Below are 20,688 nucleotides of genomic sequence, written 5' to 3'. Positions count from 1 at the left end.
GATAACAGATGTCCGACCACGACCATCACCACCGCCACCACGCTCCGGCCTCCGGCGCGAAAACCGCGACGGATCCCGTCTGCGGCATGCAGGTCGAGATGCGCGAGGACGCGCGGTCGCGCGAGTATGGCGGCGAGACCTACTGGTTCTGCTCGGAAGGCTGCGAGACGAAATTCGGTGTGGATCCTTATTTCTACGCGTCGGGAAACGCGCAGAAGACATCGCAGAAAGCCCAGCCCGGCACGCAATACACCTGCCCGATGCACCCCGAGATTATCCGCGACGAACCCGGAAGCTGTCCGATCTGCGGCATGGCGCTGGAGCCGATGGTGCCCTCGGACGAGCCCAGCGAGGAACTGACCGACTTCACCCGCCGGATGTGGATCAGCGCGACCGCGGCCGTGCCCCTCGTGATCCTGACGATGGGCGAGCTGGTCGGCCTGCCGGTTCGCGACTGGCTGGGCCACCAGCTGGCGGTTTACATCGAATTCGTCCTCGCCACGCCCATTGTCCTCTGGGCAGCGCGTCCGTTCTTCCGGCGCGGCGTCGACTCCTTCCGGAGCCTGTCCCCGAACATGTGGACGCTGATCTCGCTCGGGGTCGGCGCGGCCTATGCGTATTCGCTGGTCGCCACCTTCGCGCCGGGGTTGTTCCCGGAGCAGTATCGGATGGGCGAAGGCGTCGGCACGTATTTCGAGGCCGCCGTCGTCATCATCGCGCTGATCTTCGTCGGCCAGGTGCTGGAGTTGCGCGCACGGGAACGCACCGGCGACGCGATCCGGGCGCTGATGGACCTCGCGCCCAAGACCGCGCGGCGAATTCTTCCCGACGGAAGCGAATATAATGCACCGCTCGAGAACATCGTGGAGGGCGACTTGCTGCGGGTGCGCCCCGGCGACAGCATGCCGGTCGATGGCGAAGTGGTCGAGGGCCACACGTCCGTTGACGAAAGCATGATCACCGGCGAGCCCGTGCCCGTCGAAAAGGCAGAAGGCGACCGTGTCACGGGCGGCACGATCAACAAGAACGGTTCGCTCGCGATCCGGGCGACGCAAGTTGGCGCCGACACGGTGCTGGCGCAGATCGTGGACATGGTGGCCGGTGCCCGACGCTCGCGCGCGCCGATCCAAGGGCTGGCGGACCGGGTCTCGGCCATCTTCGTACCGACGGTCGTCGCGGTGGCCATCGCGGCGTTCTTCGCCTGGCTTGCCTTCGGTCCCGAGCCGGTGCTGGCATTCGCCATCGCCTCGGCCGTCTCCGTCCTGATCATCGCCTGTCCCTGTGCCCTCGGCCTCGCGACGCCGATCTCGATCACCACGGCCGCGGGGCGCGGCGCACAAGCGGGCGTGCTGATCAAGGACGCCGAGGCGCTGGAACGGATGGCGCGTGTGGACACGGTGATCGTGGACAAGACCGGCACGCTGACCGAGGGCAAGCCGACGCTGACGGATGTCGTGGCGCTGCAGGGCGACGAGGCGGAGGTGTTGGGCCTCGCCGCCGCTTTGGAACGTGGCTCGGAACATCCGCTGGCCGAGGCGATCGTCGCGGGCGCGCGGGATCGCGGTCTGTCGCCCGGCAGCGCGGCCGATTTCGAAGCGGTCACCGGCAAGGGCGTGCGCGGCACCGTCGACGGACGCAACGTGGCGCTCGGCAATCCGGCGATGATGCGGGATCTCGGGCTCGAGACCGGCGAAGCCGAGGCGCGGGCCGACACGCTCCGCACGGATGGCAAGACGGCGATGTTCGTTGCCGTCGATGGGGCGCTCGCGGGGATCGTCGCCGTGGCCGATCCGATCAAGCAAAGCACCGAAGGGGCGATCCGCGATCTGCACGCGCTCGGTCTGACGATCATCATGGCCACCGGCGACAACCAGCGAACGGCCGAGGCTGTCGCGCGTCAACTGGGCATCGACGAGGTGCGCGCCGGCGTTCTGCCCGAGGACAAGCAGAAGCTGGTCGAGGAATTGCGCGCGAAGGGCGCGTCGGTGGCGATGGCCGGCGACGGTGTGAACGACGCCCCGGCGCTGGCGGCGGCGGACGTGGGCATCGCCATGAGCACGGGCGCCGACGTGGCGGTGGAGAGCGCTGGCATCACGCTGATGCGCGGCGATCTGGTGGGGCTGGTGCGGGCGCGGAAACTCGCGAAGGCAACGCTGCGCAACATCCGCCAGAACCTGTTCTTCGCCTTCGCCTACAACGCGGCGGGCGTGCCGATCGCGGCCGGAATCCTTTATCCGGTGATCGGCCTGCTTCTGTCGCCCATGATCGCGGCGGCGGCGATGAGCCTGTCGTCGGTCTCCGTTATTTCGAACGCGCTGCGGCTGCGGCGCGTAAAGCTCTGAAAGAAAGGAAGCCGCGATGTCCAGTTCACATCACGGGCACATGCCGTCGAGTGGGCGCGGAATGGCGATCTCCGCATGGCTGACGGGGGTCTATTTCGTCATCGAGATGGGCATCGGGCTCTGGACCGGGTCGATCGCAGTGATCTCCGACGCGTTCCACACCTTCTCCGCCGTTGGCGGCGTCCTGGTGGCCATCGTCGCCGCGCGTCTGGCCCGGCGTCCCGCCGATCCGGATCGCAGCTTCGGCTGGTATCGCGCCGAGATCATCGGCGCGCTGGTCAACGGCGGCTTCCTGCTCGGCATGGCGCTGGTGGTGATCGTTATGGCGGCCATGCGCCTGTCGGATCCGATCGCGTTGCCGACCGGCCCGATGTTGCTAGCCGCTGCCGGCGGGCTGGTGACCGAGTTCATATCGCTGGGGCTGATCTGGAAGCAAAGCAAGAGCGACCTCAACGTGAAGGGTGCGTTGTGGCATATCATCCAGACCTTCGTCGGCAGCCTCCTGATCATCGTCACCGCATTGGTGATCAAGTTCACGGGCTTCCTGCTTATCGACCCGATCCTCGGCATGGCGTTCGGCTTTGTGCTGCTCTGGGCAAGCTGGGGTATCCTGCGCGACTCCATGCACCTGCTGATGGAGGGTACGCCGGCCGATGTCAGCCTTCCGGAGGTCACGCAGGCACTCGAGTCCCTCGACGGGGTGGCCGACGCGCACCACGTTCACGCCTGGGCCCTGACCAGCGGGAAGCACGTCTTTTCCGGTCACCTGCGGGTGCAAGAGGGCGCCGAGCCACAGGGGGTACTCAAGGCAGCGCACGGCATGCTGCGTGACCGCTTCGGCTTCTTCTTCGTGACTCTTCAGGTTGAGGACCGGTGCCTCGATGAAAGCGGTGCCGAGATGATCGACATCACCCGTGCGCCAACCACCGAAAGGACCACGACTTGACCGGCCCCGCGACCCAATCCGTCCCATCGCTTCGCCTTCGACTGGCGCGCCGGATCATCCGGCTTGTCACCAGGCGAGCCGCGCGCAAAGGGCTGGCCGACAACCTTCTTACATATGTGGACGGAACGCAAACCCGTTGGCTCGATCCCGAGATCGCGCGGTTCCTTGAGGCGATGGACAGCGAGGTGCTCCGCTTGCGGGCGCGGGCGGATTTCGTCGCGCTCCCTGGTCTTGGCAACAGGGTGATGGTCGAATTCGCCGTGTGGACCACAGCCGCCGACCGCAGCCTGCGCCATCTCGGCGTGACGCCCGAGACCGCGCGCCGCGTGGTGGCCGACCTCGGATGGGACGTCTACCGCCGGATGCTGCGGCTGAGTTCGCTGCCCGCGCGGCTGGTCACGCGCGACCCGGGGCGGAGACTGCGCTGGACGATCCGCGCGCTGCTGTATTTCCCGTTCAATGCTCCGGGTGCGCCCGGTTATGCCGTGGAGACCCGGCGCGACGGCGACGACATTCTCACACATTTCACCTGCTGCCCGCCACAGAGCCTCGTGCGTCGGCTGGCCGAGATCGACGACGACCCCGATACGCTCGAAGCATTCCGGCAAAGTTGGTGCACCTATGATTGGCCGGGCGCTGATCTGATCGCGGGCGACGGAGTACGCGGTCATTATCGCAGGCGCCGGACGTTGTCGCATGGGGATGACGTCTGCGACATGTGTTGGGCAGCGCGGTCGCAACGGCAAGAGACCGCGCCACATGCTCCGAAGAAATAACATGCGCATCGTTCTTCTACTCGTCCTGATCACCGTCTCCGAAGCCACGATCGGCGTCTTCGTCAAGCTGACCGGGGATGCGATCCCGATCCAGACGTTGAATTTCTACGCACTGAGCTTTGCAGCCGCGTTCCTGGCAATGGCCATCCCGCACGCGACCGGACGCCCTCTGCGGTTTCCCCGTGGCAACGTGAAGGACACGGTCATTATCGGGGCGCTCATCGCCGCGCAGATCAGCGTCTTCAACTATGCGATGACGCTCGTGCCGATCGCCAATGCCGTGGTGTTCTGGAGCGTGGCCCCCTTCTTCGTGTTCATCTTCTCGGCCCTGTTCCTCGGCGAGCCCGCGAAGAAAAGCTATATGCTGATCTTCGGGCTCGCGCTGACAGGCATCGTGCTGGCCAGGCCGCTGGCGGGCGGCGAGTGGTTTGGCAACCTCGTCGCGCTCAGCACCGGGGCGATCTATGCCGGAATGGTCACATACATGCGCCATGAAGGACGCGAGGAGGCGGGCAACGATATCTTCTGGTCGATGGCGGCCGGGGCGATCCTGCTGTCGCCGGCGCTGGTTCTCGCCGGGCCGGGCGAGATCGGCAGGTTCAATGCCTATCCCGCCCTGAGCCTTTCGCTGCCGGTGATGCTGTGGCCGGTCTGCCTCGGCGTCGTCTCGACGGGGTTCGCCTATTTCGGGATTTCGCTGGTGCTCAAGAAGATCTCGGCGAACATCTATTCGCTGGTCGATATTATCGTCTCGCCGATCGTGGCGGCGACTCTGGGATCCCTTGTCTTTAGCGAAGTTCCAACGCAGGGCATGATCCTTGGTGGCGGATTGTTGCTCCTGTCCGGTTTCTGGCTGACGCGCGAGATGAGCCGCGGCAAGGAAACCGCCGCCGTCCACCCTTGCCAATGCGAGCGAATGAATGCATTTGGTGCCTGAAATGGAAGGATAAATCGAGATGAAGTTCTACGTGCCCGACATGAGTTGCGGTCATTGCACGGCGGCCATCGAAAAGGCGCTCAAGGCGATCGACCCGAATGCCACGGTAGATACAGACCTGACATCGAAGACCGTCACGGTTGCGTCCGCCAAGGATGCCACTGCATTACAGGTCGCCCTCAAGGAGGCCGACTACCCCGCAACTCCGGCTTGATGAACTCTATGTGAAATCTTTAACGAATAGCCGTCAAAACCGAACAGGATTGGAGCTGGAAATACGCATGAACAGACGAGAATTCATTGTCGCGGGCGGCGCTGCCGCCGGGCTGCCCGGTGTGGTCCACACTCAGTCACTCGCACCGCGCGTCGAGGTCTACAAATCGCCAACCTGCGGATGCTGCTCGGCCTGGATCGAGCATATGGAGCGCGCCGGCTTCGTCGTGGACGCACGCAATGTCGACCAAGACGCCCTGTATGCGTTCAAGGCGCAATCCGGGATCACGCCCAACCTGGCCTCGTGCCATACGGCGCTCGTAGATGGGTATGTCATTGAGGGCCATGTGCCGGCTGCAGATGTCGAACGACTGCTCGCCGAACGTCCCGAAGCCATCGGCCTGTCGGTTCCCGGTATGCCGATCGGCTCACCTGGCATGGAGATGGGCAACCAGCGTGATGCGTTCGAGACACTGTTGCTGCTGAAAGACAGCTCTACCGAGATCTTCGAGCGACATGCCTGAACGAGACGGTTGGGGTGACAGATGACTCGTCTCAGAGTACTCTACGCCCTTCGTGATTTGAACGCTCGTACAGCACTGCTTCACCCTGCGCAGCACGACAGCTTCGCGACATCCATTTCGAATGTCTGCGCGGCGAGCCTCACGCCCTCGACCGTGGTGAGGTAGGGGAAGATTGTCTCGCCTAAAGCCCTCGTCGTCATGCCGAACTTGATTGCCATCACGAGCGTCTGGACACTGTCTGCCCCCTCCGGCGCCATGATCACGCCGCCGAGAAGCCGGTCGCTCGCCCGGTCCGCGACCAGCTTGATCAGCCCGCGCGTGTCGCGGGCGGCGAGCGCACGGGGGACATTCTCGAGCGCGAGCACGCTGGTCTTGACGTCATATCCGGCATCACGCGCCTGCGCCTCGGTCGGCCCGACGCCCGCCACCTGCGGATCGGTGAACACGACCCAGGGCATCGCGGCGTTGTCGTAACGCTCCGCCCCGCCCAGCACGGCGTTGCGGGCTGCGAGCTTGGCGCCATAGGCGGCCATGTAGACGAACTGGTCGCGGTCCGTGACATCACCCGCGGCAAAGATCCCGGGCTTCGTGGTCTGCATGTCGTCGCCAACCCGGATCGCACCGCGTGCATCGGTCTCGACGCCAATTTCGGCGAGGCCCAGCCCCTCGGTGTTGGGTGTGCGTCCCGTGGTCAGGACGAGGCGGTCGGCCGTCAGGTCGAGCTCCGCGCCGTCCACCGACACGGTCAGCGCCGCAAGGTCACCGTCGCGCCGCGCGGCGTGATAGGTTGCGCCATCGAGGACCGTGACACTCTCGGCGCGCAAGACCTCGGTGAGCGCTTCGGACACCTTCGGCTCGGTGCGCGGCAACAGGCGCGAGCGGCAGACGATGGTCACCTCGGTGCCCATCCGCGCCATCATCTGGGCGAGTTCGACGCCGATATAGCCGCCGCCGAGAAAGATCAGGCTCTCGGGCAACTGGTCCAGCTCCAGCAGCGACGTGCTGTCGAGCGTCGGGGCGTCCTGGATCCCGGGGATGTCGGGCGCGGCGGGCCGGTCGCCCGTGGCGACGATGACCCTCGGAGCCGTGATCTTGCGACCGCCGACCTCGACCCCGCCGGGGATGAGCCGCGCCGGACCCTCATCAATGTAAGCGACACCGTCGTAGTCGGGCAGCAGGTCGGCATATTTCTTCTGCCGCAGCGTCGAGACGAGATCGTCCTTGGCCGCAATCAGCGCAGCCCAGCCCGCGACCCGCGCCTCACCGTGCAGGCCCGGAAACCGGGACGCCGCCCGCGCACCGTGCAGGGCCTCGGCGGCCCGGATCATCGTCTTGGAGGGCACGCAGCCCACGTTCACGCAGGTGCCGCCGATGGTGCCGTGCCCGATCAGCGCGACGCGCTTGCCGCCCTCGGCGGCGGTTATCGCGGCCGAGAACCCGGCCGATCCGGCACCGATCACGGCAACGTCGAACTCACTCTTGGGCGCGCAGCAATCGTCTCTCATGAAATCATCCATCCGTTTGCGTGGTTTGCCGCCGCTGCCTGCGCCAGACGGCATAGGCGGTCAGCCCAATGAAGAACGCCAGCGCGGGCAGCAGCACATAGTCGAGCCAACCCAGCCAGGCCGACAGGCCCACGGCGCCCAAAAGCACGACGAGCACCGGCGTGAAGCAGCAGAGCGCCGCGATGACGTGCCGACGACACCTGTCGCGATCAGCTTGCGGTCGGTCTGCTCGGTCATCCCGTCAGCCCGAGACGCGCGCCGGATAGCCTGCATTGGCCGACGCGGTCGCGATGGCCTCGGCGCTGGTCGCGGCGGTGTCGAAGACGACCGTGGCGGTGCGCGCCTCGAAGTCGATCTCGACGGCGCGCACGCCATCGACGCTTTCCATCGCGCGCTTCACCGTCACGGGGCAGAGCGCGCAGGTCATGTTGTCGACCGCGAAGGTGACGGTCTGCTCGGCGGCGACGGTCTGCGCGGCGACCGGGATGGCGGTGACGGGCGCAACAGCGGTCAGGCCGAACAGGGCAAGGGCAAGGATCTTCTTCATAAGGGTCTCCTTTCGGGATCAGTAGAGAAGCGGGGCCCACCAGTCGATGGTGAGCGCGGCGACGACGAGGATCAGGGACGCCCAGAGCGCGGTTTTGGTGATCCAAGCCGAGGATGGGCGCGCACAGTAGGAACCGGGCTCGCAGACGTTCGGCTTGCGGAAATACACCTGCCGGAAACCCGCCCCGATGAAGCCGAGCGCGATCACGGCGAAGATCGGCTTGTAAGGCTCCAGCGCCGTCAGGTTGCCGATCCAGGCCCCCGAGATGCCGAGGGTTAGCAGGACTAGCGGCCCGATGCAGCAGGCCGAGGCGAAGAACGCGCCCATCACCCCGCCCGCCGCGAGCCAGCCCTTTCGGGCCGGCCGATCCGCTTCGGAGTTGTCAGCTCTGTCGTCTGTCAGCGCCATGTCGCGCACCTCCTCTCGTCCGTGGTTGAAGGAAGGTGTAAGGTCTGTAGTAACTACAGGCTCAAGAGGAAACCTGCCCATGACCGATCACGAGCGCGAGAGCGGCTTCACACGCGGAGACCTGGCCCGGGCCACCGGCTGCAACATCGAGACGATCCGCTACTACGAGAAGACCGGCGTTCTGCCCGACCCGCCCCGGACCGACGCCGGCTACCGCATCTATTCCGCCGCGCACGCCACGCGCCTTCGCTTCATCCTGCGCGCCCGCGAACTCGGGTTCTCGATGGAGGACATTCGCGGGTTGATGGGGCTCGAAGATGGCGCCGCGCCGACCTGCGCGGAGGTCAAGGAGCGGACGGAGCGTCACCTTGCAGAGGTGCGGGCCAAGATTGCGGATCTCCGGCGGATCGAGGCCGTCCTCGCTGCGACGGCATTGAGGTGTTCTGGCGCCGAAGTTCCCGACTGTCCGGTGCTCGACGCGATTTCTGGAAGCTGAAAACGATGACATGAACTTCCCGAACTCTTGAAGCTTTCACGCATTGAACCGTAAGTTTCAAGATCGTGCCGCTGCCCATAACCTGAATCGCCCCTGGCCGGTCACCTCGCGGATCAGGCCTCGCGCTTCCATCCAGGTGAGGTTGCGCTGGACCGCGGCGCGGCTAGCGTTGGTCAGGACCTCACCCATCGGGGCAGAGACAAGGGGCCATTCGGTCAGCACAGCGCGCAAGGCGCGCGGGGTCTTGCCCGAAAGTGAGGTCATCTCGGCTTCCGCCCGAACTGACCACGCTTCAATATCGTCGAGGTGCCGCATCGCGGTCAGACATGCGGTCTCCATCCCGTCAAGCCAGCGCGCCAAACGGTCAGCGGGTGGGCCGCCAGCGCGCAGCCCCCCTGCCCCACCCATGGCCAGAGGTGCAAACACTGCTCCCTTGCCCTCGCTGGCCGCGATCCGCGCGGCCGTGACTGCGGCTTCGATTTGGTCACCGTGCTGTCCGAGGCCGGCCAGGCTCCAGAGATGAAAGCCCATGCAAGCTCGCGTGATCGGGTGGAGATCGGCTGCGGCTGCCATTACGTCCAGCCATCCGCCTGCCCGATCTTCGAAACGCTCATCGCTGTCTTCAATGTTCTCTGGATCGCGGCGATCCAGGAAGGCGGCCAAGTCAGCCTCCGGTCCTGGACCTCCTATAAGCCGCCGAACAGCCCACCCAACTCTTGCCAGGGCATGTGGGTCATCCTGTGCGCCCGAGAGCCGCATCGATATCCAGAGCGCCAGACGATCAGAACTCACCCGGTCCCCTGTGAACCAGCTAAGATCCGCCGCCTCGATAAGAGCGAGGCGATGCGGCCAGCCTTCCGGGCCGCGCAGCAGCCGGTCATCCAGAGCACCCAGGCGTCCAGCCACGCGTGCCAGCCGCGCAGCGTGAAGCCCCTCTGCCTTTGCCCAGTCATGGACGACAGCGGTGTCGGGCGGTTCCGCACGCGGTCCGGGAGGCAAATCATCCGGTTCTTCTTCGAGTGGCCCAGGCAGGAACCAGAGATCGTCTTCGTGAGCCTCTTCATCCTCCTCAATAGTGATGAGGGGGTTGTCGTAATCATTATTTAAAGTAGAGGCTTGCGTCGTCATATGTGCAAAATAATGATCTTTTGCACATTACCCAAGCATTTTTGTGGTCGCTGCCTGCGCCCTTTATATAGTACGCGCACGCGACTGCCGGCGGAACCTCTCAGATCGCGCTCAGCGCAAGGAAACCAGGGATTGTACGCCAGCACGACGAGAGAACACCCACTTGCATTCGTTTACAAACGGTCGTTTATTGGCGATATATTAAATTGCAAACGGCCCGGTTTCATGCCCCTGATTGGCTATGCGCGCGTCTCCACCGAGGATCAGACCCCCCTCCCCCAGTCTGAGGCACTGCAGTCTGCGGGATGCGCCGAGATCTTTGAAGAGCACGCCTCGGGCGGCAATCGCGCGCGGCCCGTGCTTGCACGTGTGCTGGAGCGGATTGGCAAGGGCGACACGCTGGTTGTCGTGCGGATCGACCGGCTTGCGCGGTCTTTGTCGCACTTGCTTGAGGTGATCGAAAGACTGGAGGGCAAGGGGGCGTTCTTCCGCTCGCTCCAGGACCCGATTGACACTGCCTCGCCCCAGGGCAAGTTCACGTTGCAGGTTCTGGGCGCTGCGGCTGAGTTCGAACGCGCTCTGATCCGCGAGCGTACCAAAGCCGGACTTGCCTCGGCACGCTCAAAGGGCCGCGTCGGCGGCAACCCAGGTCTTCGCGCCAAGGACCCTGAAGCGCTGCGCAAGGTGCGGTTGGCACGACAGGACGGCTACATGGACCGCTTGCACGAGACAGCGCAGGATTGGGTGCCCCATGTACGCCGCCTGCGGCCGGATATGGCCTGGGAAGACGTGCTGCGTATCATCAATGCTCCCCTGCCCCACGACCGCCACTGGACCCAAAGCCGTTTGCTCCGCGCCGTGAAGGCATACGTGGGGGACGGATTCCTGCCCGCTGAAGTGCTTGGACGCGCTGGACGTCGCGAAACCGACGATCGCCTGCCTGCGATTGTCGCCGCAATCAAAGGTGCTGACCCCGAGATCACCTTGCAGGCAATCTGCGACCGACTCGAATCCATGCGTGAGCGCACCCCTCGCGGTCGAACCAGCTGGCAGCCTTCCTCAGTCAGAATGCTGCTGGAGCGTGCAGAGCGCCTCGGCCTTTTGTAGGCGCTAATGGTCGGCAAACCACCCTGTTCGCTCGGCCCAATTCTTCCAGAATCATCGCCTCAATTGGACGAAAACCACGTAAATATCCAACAATGCCTTGGGGTTAGTTCGCGCGAGCAGAAAATATCTCGAAGGGTGTCAGCTTCGCCAGACACGGTTTTTATCGTTGTTAATCAATGCGTTATCTAGCGTAAGCCCCGCGCGACCAAATTGGTGCTGTGGATAACTTTTCCACTACATCTAGATTCTTCTTGCCGGACTCAGATGTTCGTGGCATCTCCATTCTGACGGCAAAACGCGTCAGACGTGGCTTCGACCGTCAGAACGACAAAGAGCCTTAGCAAAGGCCATGAGAGGCGGCAGAACATGGATGATCGAAATACGGGCTACGCGCAAGGCATAGGCTCTTCCGACATCGGAGCATTTGCAGACAGTCTTGCTGAGTCGCTTGACCGGCAGATGAAAGTTGCGTTCGAGCCAGAAGAACGCAAGTCCTTGCGCCGCTTCAGCTCGACCGAGGTCGCCGAGTTGCTGCGCGTTAGTACGTCGAACCTGCGCAACCGCCACAAAGATGGCAGCTTCCCAGAAGTTCACACTGACGGTCGCGGTCATAGGTTCTACACGGCCGAAGAAGTTGACGACCTCCGCAACATTTTGGCGCGGACAGGCAAAAATGCTGACGCGTACAGACCTGGCCGCCGAGACGGTGACCGTCTTCAGGTCATTTCGGTCGTGAATTTCAAAGGCGGCAGCTCGAAGACAACAGCGACAATCCATTTGGCACACAGGTATGCCCTGCGTGGCTACCGCGTGCTTGTGCTGGACCTCGACCCGCAGGCCAGTTTGACGACATTTTTCGGCTTCCGGCCTGAGCTCGAATTCGCCGAAGGCGGCACAATCTACGACGCATTGAGATACGATGATCAGGTTCCGCTCTCGGAGGTCATCCAGAAAACATACTTCCACAAGCTCGACATGGTCCCGGCTGGCTTGATGTTGTCCGAGTACGAAACCGAGACAGCGAATGCCCTTGCGCGCAGGGTTCAGCCGATTTTTGCAGAGCGTCTTGCTCTGGCGCTAGAGGAAGTCGACTCAGACTATGACATCGTGCTGATCGATTGCCCTCCGCAGTTGGGCTTCCTGACATTGACAGCATTGGCAGCGTCCACGGGCTTACTTGTGACGGTCGTCCCCGGCATGCTCGACATCGCTTCGATGAGCCAGTTCCTCAAACTCGCTTCGGAAACGGTCAAAGCCGTCGAAGAGGCGATTGGACGACATGTCACTTGGGACTTCGTAAAGTTCCTGATCACACGCTACGAGCCGTCGGACGGACCACAAACGCAAATGGCCGGGTACCTACGTTCAATCCTTGCGGGCCAAGTCATGACTGAACCGATGCTGAAGTCGACAGCCATTTCTGACGCCGGCATGACTCAGCAAACCATCTATGAGGTAGACCCGAGCCAGCTCATTCGGAAGACCATTGATCGGGCTTTGACCAGCGTGAACAGCGTTGCCGATGAGCTGGAGCAGACAATCCAAATGGCATGGGGGCGCCGCTGATGGCTCGAAATATCTTCAACCAGCCACCGAAAGACGAGAAAGAGTCGGCAGCCCCCTCCCCTGCCCCGGTCAAATCCTCGAAGCTACCTGGCTCGGTTGGCGGATTGCGGGACTCTCTCCGGGAAATCACTGCCAACTCAATCCGAGATATCGAACCCAACCGGATCGATATGGATGGCCTCCGGGATCGCCTGATCCTGGAAGATAGTAGCATTGAAGATCTCGCCGAAAGCATTCGCAAGCATGGTCAGCAAGTGCCGATCATGGTTCGCCCCTCTGACCAACCGGATCGATACCGCATCATCTACGGGCGTCGCAGACTTGCAGCCATTCGAAGAGTTGGTGGAACCGTCAAAGCGATCGTTCGAACGCTCGATGATGATGCTTCTCTGATCGCGCAAGGTCAGGAAAACAACCTGCGGCTGGATCCGTCCTTCATTGAAAAATCTATTTTTATCAAAGAGATGCAGGAGGCCGGTTACAAGCCTGGCGTCATTCAGGACGCCCTAGGCCTCACCCGGCAAGGTGTGTCGAACCATCGTGTAGTCATCGAGCAGCTGCCTGACGAACTTGTCCGGCTTATCGGCCCGGCTCATGGCGTAGGTCGACGCCAATGGGGTGATCTTGCTGCACTTTCAGAGAAGGTTCCGCTTGTCGACATTGCGCGTGAGACACTTGCCTCTCTGCCTGACACCACTCCAAGCTCGGACAAGTTTCAAGCCGTCTATGTTGCTTGCTCCAGCAAGGCGCGTGGCGCAGCCGACCAAAGCGCCCGTGGCCAAACGACCGTGGTAAAGGACAATAGTGGTAGCCCTGTCGGCACACTTTCAGTCGATGGCAAGTCGATCGCTATCAAGATCACCCGCAAAGACAACCCGGAATTCGGCCAATGGCTCGAAGAGCGCGCGGAAACCACGCTGCGACAGCTTTTTGAACAATGGCAGAATGAGAGAGGCTCGGGGAGCTGATCCCCGGTCATAACCAAAAACACGAGCAGAGGAGAAAGGCGAAGACCAAAAAGAAAAGAGCCCCCCAAGGTTTCCCCCGGAGAGCCCTCATCATCTGATTAGCACCTGTGATGTAGCAATCTCCGACATACCGGTCAAGAGTCACCGATTCGGTGGACGTCTTTTTGTTGCCTTTTCTCGCCAAAAACAGCGGGAAGAGCCGGGGAAGTTGTGGGCCGCAACGGTCGTCGTTCAACAAACATGGCATTCACAAAGCTTTCCGTTCAGACCTTTGGCGTCGGCAAGGGCACCCCCGCCACGTCAACACCTGAAACCGACATCTGGGCAGTCTTCCGCGCGCTCAGAGATACTCGCAGCCTGTTCGGTCTCCGTCCAGGACATGTTCAAACGCTCCAAGCGATGCTGAGCTTTCTCAAGCCTGGGCATGGAGACACAGTCTTCGCTTCCAACAACGAAATCTGCCGTCGAGTTGGCGGGATCGATGAACGAACCCTCCGTAGGCACATCGATCGCTTTGTTGAACTCGGTTTCATGAAGCGCCACGACAGCCCAAATCGCAAGAGATACCGAGTGAAGTCCTCCGAAGGTCAGTCCATTAGCTATGGGTTGTCGCTGGCTCCGTTGCTCGCGCGTGCCGGCGAACTACTTGCGACAGCCCAAGCGATGGAAAACGCTCGTCGGGATCGCGTGTTTTTGCGAAAGCAAATCCTAACCAAACTTGCTCAGATCGACGAAGCTGACCCCGAGAACGAACTCACTCATCAGGTACGCCGAGTTCTTCGGAGGAAGCTCTCGATCGCGGAGTATCGTACTTTGCTCGGCGAACTGGAGGCTCAATGCAAACAGATGTCCACCGCGGTGGACGCACCAGAAACAATGAAACTGCCCGCCAATGACGGGCAAACTGTCCGCCACCATTCTAAGTCTAAAAAAGAACAAAAAGATTTAGAAAGCGGGACCAACAGCCAAACACCTCCCCTGCAAACGCTCACAACCGTTTGTGACCAGGCTACATCTTTCGCAACGAACTCACTTAGCAACTGGCACGATGTCGAAAGCCACGCGAGAACGCTCGCTCCAATGATGGGAATCCACGAAAGCACCTTCGAAAAGGCTGCTAAGAAGATAGGCTCTCAAAAAGCATCATGCGCCATCTTCATAATTCTCCAGATGAGCAATCGCATCCGAGACTTTGGAGCGTATTTCCACAGCATCACGCTCGGTCGCAGAGAAACTGACTTCAACCCATCACTGTTGTTGGAGAGGCTTTCTCGTTCTGGGGCAGCAACTGCGTGATGTCCACCGCGGTGGACATGTCGAGAGGTAGAGATGGGCTGTGAAAGGGGTGACGGGAAGTGAGATCGGGAGAGTGGCTTCCGGCGCCCGTCGCGGAGAAGATCTGATGGCGAAATCTGCCCAGAAAGTCACCCTGTCCCCGTCCCGGGACATTCCCTTCGACACGCTCGTGCTGAGCCAGTCAAACGTCCGGCGCATCAAGGCCGGCATCTCGGTCGAGGAACTGGCCGAAGACATCGCCCGCCGCGGGTTGCTGCAGAGCCTGAGCGTTCGGCCCGTTCTGGCGGATGACGGATCCGAGACCGGCAAGTTCGAAATCCCCGCTGGCGGCCGGCGCTTCCAAGCACTCTCGCTCCTGGTGAAGCAGAAACGCTTGGCCAAGACGACGCCCATTCCCTGCATTGTTCGGGATGCCAAGTCCACGATCCTCGCCGAAGACGACTCGCTCGCTGAGAACCTGCAGCGCGCTGCCTTGCATCCGCTCGATCAGTTCCGCGCCTTCGTGGCGCTGCGGGAGAAGGGACAGGGCGATGAAGAGATCGCGGCCGCTTTCTTCGTCACGCCGCAGGTGGTCAAACAGCGCCTGAAACTCGCCTCCGTGGCCCCTGCCCTGCTCGAGCTTTACGCCGAGGACGAGATGACGCTGGAGCAGCTGATGGCCTTCACGGTCAATCCGGATCACGAGCGTCAGGTTCAGGTCTGGGAGGCGATCAAGTCGTCGTGGAACAAGGAGCCGTATCAGATCCGGCGGATGCTGACGGAAACCTCTGTTCGCGCCTCTGACCGTCGGGCCGTCTTTGTCGGCGTCGATGCCTATGAGGCTGCTGGCGGCACCATGTTGCATGACCTCTTCCAGGGCGATGACGGCGGTTGGCTGGAAGACTCTGCCCTACTCGATCGTCTGGTTCGCGAAAAGCTTCAGGCTGAAGCCGAAGCGATCGCGACCGAAGGTTGGAAATGGATCGAGGTCTCGCTCGACCTGCCCTATGGCTACAGCCACGGCTTGCGGCGGCTTAGCGGAGACCCGGCGCCGATGACGGATGACGAAGGTGCGGCCCATGCCAAGCTGCTTGCCGAATACCGAGCGCTCGAAGAGGAATACGGGGGCCAGGATGAATTCCCCGAAGAGATCGACGCGCGTCTTGGCGAGTTGGAAGTCGCGATGGAGAAGCTCGAGGCCCGGCCGCTGATTTTCGACGCGGAGGAGATCGCGCGGGCAGGGGCTTTCGTGACGCTTGATCGCTATGGCGAGCTTGCAGTCTATCGGGGCTTTGTGCGACCCGAGGATGAGTCTCGGGAAGATGCCGACGTCCACAGCGGTGAACAGGCGGCAGACGGGCAGGTCGCTAAGCTTTCATCTGCGAGCAGGACGGATGGTGTCGGCCACGGCACGGTGATCACCTCTGCTGGTCAAGCGCTTGGCGCGAACATGCCCGACGACGAGGACGATGGTGCGTTGAAGCCCTTGCCCGAGCGGTTGGTCATGGAGCTGACGGCGCACCGGACATTGGCACTGCGCGAAGCTGTCGGGCGTTCTCCCGACGTCGCGTTGACGCTGCTGCTCCTGAAGCTCGTCAATGACACCTTCCAGACGTCCAGTTCGGCCAGCAGCTGCCTCGAGGCTTCCGTGCGTCACGTCTACATGTCCGCGCAGGCGAGCGATCTGAAGGACAGCGTGGTGGCCAAGCTGGTGGACGACCGCCACGCGGGGTGGGAGGCCGACTTGCCGCTCGGCAACGATGCCGCGCTCTGGGACTACCTGACCTCCCTTGATCAAGGGAGCCGGCTGTCGCTACTCGCGCATTGCCTCAGCTTCGGGATCAACGCGCTCCATGAGAAGGTGAACCCTTATGGTGCCGGTATCTCCGCCAGCGGTTTGACCAGGCGGATGACCCAGTCGGACTTGGTCGCACAGGCGGTCGAACTCGACATGGTCGAGGCGGGTTGGCAGCCGACGGCCGATACCTACCTGAACCGCGTGCCCAAGGCACGGATCCTCGAGGCCGTGCGCGAGGCGAAAGGTGAAGGGACGGCGCAACTCCTCGATCACCTGAAGAAGGGCGAGATGGCGACCGAAGCCGAGCGCCTCTTGAAGGGTAGTGGCTGGTTGCCGGAGGTTCTTCGTCGTCATGATCCGGCGGCACTCGACGGTGCGGAAGGGCGGGGGGCGCCTGAGCCCGTTTCCGACGCCGGCCAGACCGAGGATGTCGACCTGCCTGCCTTCCTCACCGCTGACCTGCCGGGTGATGATGCATCGATGATGGCTGCGGAGTGATCCGCGCCATCCGAGGGCGGGGAAACCCGCCCTCAATCACATAAAATACAATAATATCAATACGATGAATGCAATTTTGTGCATTCGGGAAGAGGAATCATGTCTGCAATCACCATTCTCGACACCGCGCCCCTGGGGGCGCTCATTCGCTACACCGACAACAGTCCGAAACCACCTGCGCGGTTCACGAAGAAGCTCGCGGCCTGGGAACGCTCGAACGGCATCGGCCGTCTCGTCAAGAAGGAGCCGCCGCGACCCTATCCGACCTGGATCGCACCGGCTTCGTTCACGCTGCACGAGGGGAACTTCTCCTCGGACGGGGTCATTCTCGTCACCATCATGCGGACCCATTCGGCGGATAGCGCCTTGACCTTCGAGGTCGCTGAGGAACCACAGCCTGGGCAGGTGCGTGTTCTGCTGGATTTCGGCGGTTGCACGGAGTTGCTCCACCTGGCCGAGTCTGTCACGGCTGCCGAACTCTGGATCGCCAAAGAAGGCTATCGCAACGCGCGGCTGGAGATCGTCGGCAGCGAGGACGGCGATAGGGCAGGGGGCGCGGAGCTTGCCGCCTGAGCCCATGTAGAACCCAAGGGGCCCGCCAAAGCGCGGGCCTCTCACCCATCACGACCCTGTCCCGCGAAATCGCGGGGCACCATAGAATCCAATCCAACACGGAAAGACGTATTCCTTGAAAAGCCTGCCCAGGAGGCTGGCACCGATGGCATCAGCGGGACACCCGGCTCCAGTCAGCGGTCGCACCATCCCCCGCTCGCCATTCCCTTCCTTGCCCCGAATCCCGTCTTCGAGATCAACCCGCGAGGGGTCGGACTACGGGCGAGCCCGTGCCGCCGGGTGGATTCGGACGAGCCGAACGCACCCGGTGATGTCAGCCAGTCTTCGGGCCTGCGGGGTCCTGTCGCGCGGGGGATGGTCCTCCGCCTTAAAAGCACAGGAGCCAAACAGATGTCCCGCAAAGATGCTCACGCCTTCGCCGCCTCTCTCGCCGCCACGCTCATGGTCTCGATCGTCGTCTTCCAGGCAGGCGATGGAACCTATGGCGCCGTCCCCGCCGATGAAATCGACGGAGACGAGGTTCAGGTGGTGGGTGAGATCGACCCGTGGGCGTGAAGCCAACGGGGTCGAAGACGGCTCGGGTTCGGAGCAAGGCTCCGATCCGGGCCTTTCGCCTGTCCACCGTTCCGGCCGACCGGCAAAATGAGCCGACGATGGTCGACATGCCTTTGCATTAAGAAAACAAGCTCGAGCGTCAGCCAATCTGACTTTGCCCAGACATCAGCGGTCAATTGCAGTGCAATGAATGCAGCTTGAACATCGTCAGGGTTCGTCGGAAACTGCGTCGTATTTGGTTCAGGTTACGTCGCATGCTCTACAAATCATTGATTTCCTTATACGGTTCATCGCTTGCGGGTAAATCGGCTCCTGCTGACGACTTAGTTTGGCACTTTACGCCGTCCGAGGATCTGAGGCTTTTTCGCGAGTATGCGCTCGATGCCCTGCAGCAGGCGAAAGTGTACCTGCTCGACCATATGGCTGCAGCCTATGCCGATACGCTTCATGACGCAGTCGCCAAGCAGGCTTCGGAAACCGGTCTTCCCGCAATGGCCATTCTGGGTGAGGTAAAGCTCCCCGCCGACGTTGTTTGGGTCGAATTTGATGATCGAGAGCTGGGTGTCGCGCGCTTTGAACGGGCTTCACCTGTAACGAGACATGACGACAAACCCATAGGCACTGGTCTACGCGGCTATCTCATCGATGATCGAAACAAGGGTCACTTGCGCATCACGATGTTCCATCGCCGCGAGAATTCGCGGGTCGTCGACCCAATCTGCGCTTTGCTTGTGAAGCGAACTCCGACAGGCGAATTGAACTACGACAACGTCGAAGTCGAATTGAGCCGTTCCATGGTCGATTTTCGTGTGCGGAGCGGTGATACGAAGGAAATGATCAACGGTCGGCGCACGGTGCACCAAGTTGAAACAGGTTACGATCTTTTCATCCCCTACGCGCTCTTTGCGATGCTGGTTTCCCCGGACTTGGGTGGCATCATTCCCACGGAAAACGAGACGTTCACAGCCAAGGATGCCAAGACCGCTCGAAAATTCGGGAAGTCCTGGATTCTAGGTGCGCAGAAATCCCATCTTACAATCCGCATTGGTCCGCAGGCCGCGGCTCACATGCAGGAGCGGCAGGCTCGCCTTGAGTTCGAGCGTCAGGTCCAGGACGGGCGAAGCGGCCCTGTTCGCCATTGGGTGAGCGAACATGAGCGGCGCTATCGCAGCGGTAAAGTTGTGTTGGTGAAGGGGCACCACAGAGGGCAATTGCCTGCGCCTAATCTGCCAACGCGTGTGATGGGGCCAAAACCCGAGGCAACGATTTTCGAGTTGGACGCAGGTGATCCGTCCGACCCAGACTGAACCCGGAGTTTTCCGCGCGGTCATGTCGTCGGCCGTCAATCTATTGCCGGCACATCGACGAACCCCCGTAGTTTTCGGCCGTGATCTGACTAGGTCGGCGCCAAGAGCTCAGGGTGCCGGAAACCCTGAGATGCCGGCGCACAAGCGGTTTCAATTCTCCCCGATCAGTTCGGCCAGGAAGTGGTCCATCCCGTGGCGATGGCTTCCGCCTTGGTGCAACCTTTCGCCATCTGCCAATCCTAGATCGTGGAGATTGACCTGGCGACGTTCTTCCGCATTTTCTGCAGAGCGTTGGGCGACAGTGTCCCGAGATCGAAATCAGCCGTTGGTGCGGTTCCTGTCCTGAATATTCCGGCATCGATAGCCTGTCTCGGCAAGGCCCTGCATTCCCCTGCAGGGAAGCGCAAGGGGGCGAGAGCCGGTGATCGACACTTGCGCCGCTGGTGGGGTGCTGGGCTTTGGGTCAAACAGTCCGATTGGCAAGGGGTGATGGTCTGGCATGGGCTCACCGTATCTCTCTGTCTCCTGGGCCATCCCTTCGACTGACAATCCCCTAATCCCGTTCGGGCTCTCGCGCGCAACCCCGCGTCAGTCCGGGCCGTGTTGGCCGCCTTTGGCGTCCTGCCCGCTCCACCCCGGTCTTCTGGGGGTGTCCGGTGTCCATGCTGGCCACCGTGCACGCGTCACCCGACGGGCTTTTTCAGGGCCTTGTCGAAGGGACGGTCCCGAAGACAGGAAACACAGGAGCTTATCATGCAGAACATCGTCATCCTCGCCGGCAACATCGGTCAGACCCCCGAAGTCCGCACCACCCAGAGCGGCACCAAGATCACCAACTTCAGCCTCGCCACCTCGCGCCCCCGCCTCTCGGAAGGCCGTGTGATGCGCGACGAGAACGGCTATCGGGTCATGGACACCGAATGGCACCGCATCACCTGCTTCAACGGTCTTGGCAAGACGGTCGCTGAGCACTGCGAAAAGGGCATGAAGGTCCTCGTCCACGGCCGCATCCACTACACCAAATGGATCGACAGCATGGGGAACGACCGCTACGGCTGCGAGATCATCGCCGAGAAGGTCGACTTCCTGAGCCGACCGAAGTCGGCTGAGAACGAAAACCCCGAGCTGGTCGACCGCGACGACGAGATCCCGTTCTGAGAACGGGGTCTTCCCCTCGGGCCCGGCGGGGATAAACGCCGGGCCCGCGTACTACCGCAAG

The 20,688-nt window shown here is 62.1% G+C and carries 21 protein-coding genes; 16 read left to right on the top strand and 5 right to left on the bottom strand.

What is annotated here, in order from left to right; all coding sequences use genetic code 11:
• Positions 1-8 precede the first annotated feature (8 nt).
• The 6 genes from E7681_RS15170 to E7681_RS15145 all read left to right on the top strand — a co-directional run bounded on the left by E7681_RS15170 (position 9) and on the right by E7681_RS15145 (position 5,738).
• A complete protein-coding gene (locus tag E7681_RS15170) occupies positions 9-2,342 on the top strand; it encodes a heavy metal translocating P-type ATPase (protein ID WP_136340151.1) in 2,334 nt (777 codons plus the stop codon).
• 61 nt (positions 2,343-2,403) lie between these two features.
• A complete protein-coding gene (locus E7681_RS15165; RefSeq protein WP_234163379.1) occupies positions 2,404-3,288 on the top strand; it encodes a cation diffusion facilitator family transporter in 885 nt (294 codons plus the stop codon).
• Positions 3,285-4,064, top strand: coding sequence for a hypothetical protein (locus E7681_RS15160; RefSeq protein WP_136340149.1), 780 nt, complete (start codon positions 3,285-3,287; stop codon positions 4,062-4,064). Before E7681_RS15165 ends, E7681_RS15160 begins: the two co-directional genes overlap by 4 nt.
• A 1-nt stretch (position 4,065) precedes the next feature.
• Entirely contained in the window at positions 4,066-5,001 is a 936-nt protein-coding gene (locus tag E7681_RS15155) for a DMT family transporter (RefSeq protein WP_136340148.1), read from the top strand.
• A 19-nt stretch (positions 5,002-5,020) separates the two neighbouring features.
• Positions 5,021-5,215, top strand: coding sequence for a heavy-metal-associated domain-containing protein (locus E7681_RS15150; RefSeq protein ID WP_136340147.1), 195 nt, complete (start codon positions 5,021-5,023; stop codon positions 5,213-5,215).
• A 67-nt stretch (positions 5,216-5,282) separates the two neighbouring features.
• Complete coding sequence (locus tag E7681_RS15145; protein WP_136340146.1) at positions 5,283-5,738, top strand: DUF411 domain-containing protein; 456 nt, start codon at positions 5,283-5,285, stop codon at positions 5,736-5,738.
• An 80-nt stretch (positions 5,739-5,818) separates the two neighbouring features.
• Here E7681_RS15145 and merA read toward each other — a convergent pair whose 3' ends face one another.
• The 4 genes from merA to E7681_RS15125 form a co-directional block, all read right to left on the bottom strand.
• Positions 5,819-7,255, bottom strand: coding sequence for a mercury(II) reductase (gene merA / locus E7681_RS15140; protein ID WP_136340145.1), 1,437 nt, complete (start codon positions 7,253-7,255; stop codon positions 5,819-5,821).
• The gene (merF, locus tag E7681_RS15135; protein WP_425471394.1) at positions 7,248-7,400 is read right to left on the bottom strand and encodes a mercury resistance system transport protein MerF; all 153 of its coding nucleotides are present in this window, start codon (positions 7,398-7,400) and stop codon (positions 7,248-7,250) included. Before merF ends, merA begins: the two co-directional genes overlap by 8 nt.
• Before the next feature lie 84 nt (positions 7,401-7,484).
• Positions 7,485-7,790, bottom strand: a complete 306-nt coding sequence (locus E7681_RS15130; RefSeq protein WP_136340143.1) for a heavy-metal-associated domain-containing protein — start codon at positions 7,788-7,790, stop codon at positions 7,485-7,487.
• 18 nt (positions 7,791-7,808) lie between these two features.
• Entirely contained in the window at positions 7,809-8,198 is a 390-nt protein-coding gene (locus E7681_RS15125) for a mercuric transporter MerT family protein (RefSeq protein WP_136340142.1), read from the bottom strand.
• A gap of 79 nt (positions 8,199-8,277) precedes the next feature.
• Between E7681_RS15125 and E7681_RS15120 the strand changes: the two genes are divergently transcribed.
• A complete protein-coding gene (locus E7681_RS15120) occupies positions 8,278-8,694 on the top strand; it encodes a MerR family transcriptional regulator (RefSeq protein ID WP_136340141.1) in 417 nt (138 codons plus the stop codon).
• Between the two features lie 57 nt (positions 8,695-8,751).
• On the opposite strand, the gene E7681_RS15115 is transcribed toward E7681_RS15120, so the two are convergent.
• Positions 8,752-9,822 (bottom strand): hypothetical protein, encoded by a 1,071-nt coding sequence (locus tag E7681_RS15115; RefSeq protein ID WP_136340140.1) that lies wholly within the window; start codon positions 9,820-9,822, stop codon positions 8,752-8,754.
• A gap of 225 nt (positions 9,823-10,047) precedes the next feature.
• On the opposite strand from E7681_RS15115, the gene E7681_RS15110 reads away from it, so the two are divergent.
• The 9 genes from E7681_RS15110 to E7681_RS15075 all read left to right on the top strand — a co-directional run bounded on the left by E7681_RS15110 (position 10,048) and on the right by E7681_RS15075 (position 20,627).
• Positions 10,048-10,929: a recombinase family protein gene (locus E7681_RS15110; RefSeq protein WP_136340139.1), complete on the top strand. Its 882-nt coding sequence runs from the start codon at positions 10,048-10,050 to the stop codon at positions 10,927-10,929.
• Positions 10,930-11,295: 366 nt separating this feature from the next.
• Complete coding sequence (gene repA, locus E7681_RS15105) at positions 11,296-12,495, top strand: plasmid partitioning protein RepA (protein WP_028288490.1); 1,200 nt, start codon at positions 11,296-11,298, stop codon at positions 12,493-12,495.
• On the top strand, positions 12,480-13,463 hold the full coding sequence (repB, locus tag E7681_RS15100; protein WP_136340138.1) for a plasmid partitioning protein RepB: 984 nt from the start codon (positions 12,480-12,482) through the stop codon (positions 13,461-13,463). Before repA ends, repB begins: the two co-directional genes overlap by 16 nt.
• Positions 13,464-13,703: 240 nt before the next feature.
• Positions 13,704-14,759, top strand: a complete 1,056-nt coding sequence (gene repC / locus E7681_RS15095) for a plasmid replication protein RepC (RefSeq protein WP_136340137.1) — start codon at positions 13,704-13,706, stop codon at positions 14,757-14,759.
• A gap of 106 nt (positions 14,760-14,865) precedes the next feature.
• Positions 14,866-17,034 (top strand): ParB/RepB/Spo0J family partition protein, encoded by a 2,169-nt coding sequence (locus E7681_RS15090; protein WP_136340136.1) that lies wholly within the window; start codon positions 14,866-14,868, stop codon positions 17,032-17,034.
• Between the two features lie 99 nt (positions 17,035-17,133).
• A complete protein-coding gene (locus E7681_RS15085) occupies positions 17,134-17,607 on the top strand; it encodes a hypothetical protein (RefSeq protein ID WP_038073814.1) in 474 nt (157 codons plus the stop codon).
• A 390-nt stretch (positions 17,608-17,997) separates the two neighbouring features.
• Positions 17,998-18,162, top strand: coding sequence for a hypothetical protein (locus E7681_RS18890; RefSeq protein ID WP_010138195.1), 165 nt, complete (start codon positions 17,998-18,000; stop codon positions 18,160-18,162).
• A 254-nt stretch (positions 18,163-18,416) separates the two neighbouring features.
• Complete coding sequence (locus E7681_RS15080) at positions 18,417-19,469, top strand: hypothetical protein (protein ID WP_136340135.1); 1,053 nt, start codon at positions 18,417-18,419, stop codon at positions 19,467-19,469.
• A 753-nt stretch (positions 19,470-20,222) separates the two neighbouring features.
• Complete coding sequence (locus E7681_RS15075) at positions 20,223-20,627, top strand: single-stranded DNA-binding protein (RefSeq protein ID WP_008335991.1); 405 nt, start codon at positions 20,223-20,225, stop codon at positions 20,625-20,627.
• Positions 20,628-20,688 lie beyond the last annotated feature (61 nt).

Source organism: Thalassobius vesicularis (assembly GCF_004799325.1).
GTDB classification, from domain to species: Bacteria; Pseudomonadota; Alphaproteobacteria; order Rhodobacterales; family Rhodobacteraceae; genus Thalassobius; species Thalassobius vesicularis.
This window is presented reverse-complemented; position numbering and strand designations above follow the sequence as displayed.

Excerpts from the sequence above, each read along its gene's own strand:
- E7681_RS15120 (WP_136340141.1), top strand. The coding sequence starts at position 8,278 with ATGACCGATCACGAGCGCGAGAGCGGCTTCACACGCGGAGACCTGGCC.
- E7681_RS15165 (WP_234163379.1), top strand. The coding sequence starts at position 2,404 with ATGGCGATCTCCGCATGGCTGACGGGGGTCTATTTCGTCATCGAGATG.
- E7681_RS15155 (WP_136340148.1), top strand. The coding sequence starts at position 4,066 with ATGCGCATCGTTCTTCTACTCGTCCTGATCACCGTCTCCGAAGCCACG.
- E7681_RS15110 (WP_136340139.1), top strand. The coding sequence starts at position 10,048 with ATGCCCCTGATTGGCTATGCGCGCGTCTCCACCGAGGATCAGACCCCC.
- E7681_RS15085 (WP_038073814.1), top strand. The coding sequence starts at position 17,134 with ATGTCTGCAATCACCATTCTCGACACCGCGCCCCTGGGGGCGCTCATT.
- E7681_RS15115 (WP_136340140.1), bottom strand. The coding sequence starts at position 9,822 with ATGACGACGCAAGCCTCTACTTTAAATAATGATTACGACAACCCCCTC.
- repB (WP_136340138.1), top strand. The coding sequence starts at position 12,480 with ATGGGGGCGCCGCTGATGGCTCGAAATATCTTCAACCAGCCACCGAAA.
- E7681_RS15090 (WP_136340136.1), top strand. The coding sequence starts at position 14,866 with ATGGCGAAATCTGCCCAGAAAGTCACCCTGTCCCCGTCCCGGGACATT.
- E7681_RS15170 (WP_136340151.1), top strand. The coding sequence starts at position 9 with ATGTCCGACCACGACCATCACCACCGCCACCACGCTCCGGCCTCCGGC.
- repC (WP_136340137.1), top strand. The coding sequence starts at position 13,704 with ATGGCATTCACAAAGCTTTCCGTTCAGACCTTTGGCGTCGGCAAGGGC.
- E7681_RS15130 (WP_136340143.1), bottom strand. The coding sequence starts at position 7,790 with ATGAAGAAGATCCTTGCCCTTGCCCTGTTCGGCCTGACCGCTGTTGCG.
- E7681_RS15150 (WP_136340147.1), top strand. The coding sequence starts at position 5,021 with ATGAAGTTCTACGTGCCCGACATGAGTTGCGGTCATTGCACGGCGGCC.
- E7681_RS15145 (WP_136340146.1), top strand. The coding sequence starts at position 5,283 with ATGAACAGACGAGAATTCATTGTCGCGGGCGGCGCTGCCGCCGGGCTG.
- merA (WP_136340145.1), bottom strand. The coding sequence starts at position 7,255 with ATGGATGATTTCATGAGAGACGATTGCTGCGCGCCCAAGAGTGAGTTC.
- E7681_RS15125 (WP_136340142.1), bottom strand. The coding sequence starts at position 8,198 with ATGGCGCTGACAGACGACAGAGCTGACAACTCCGAAGCGGATCGGCCG.
- E7681_RS18890 (WP_010138195.1), top strand. The coding sequence starts at position 17,998 with ATGTCCCGCAAAGATGCTCACGCCTTCGCCGCCTCTCTCGCCGCCACG.
- repA (WP_028288490.1), top strand. The coding sequence starts at position 11,296 with ATGGATGATCGAAATACGGGCTACGCGCAAGGCATAGGCTCTTCCGAC.
- E7681_RS15075 (WP_008335991.1), top strand. The coding sequence starts at position 20,223 with ATGCAGAACATCGTCATCCTCGCCGGCAACATCGGTCAGACCCCCGAA.
- E7681_RS15080 (WP_136340135.1), top strand. The coding sequence starts at position 18,417 with ATGCTCTACAAATCATTGATTTCCTTATACGGTTCATCGCTTGCGGGT.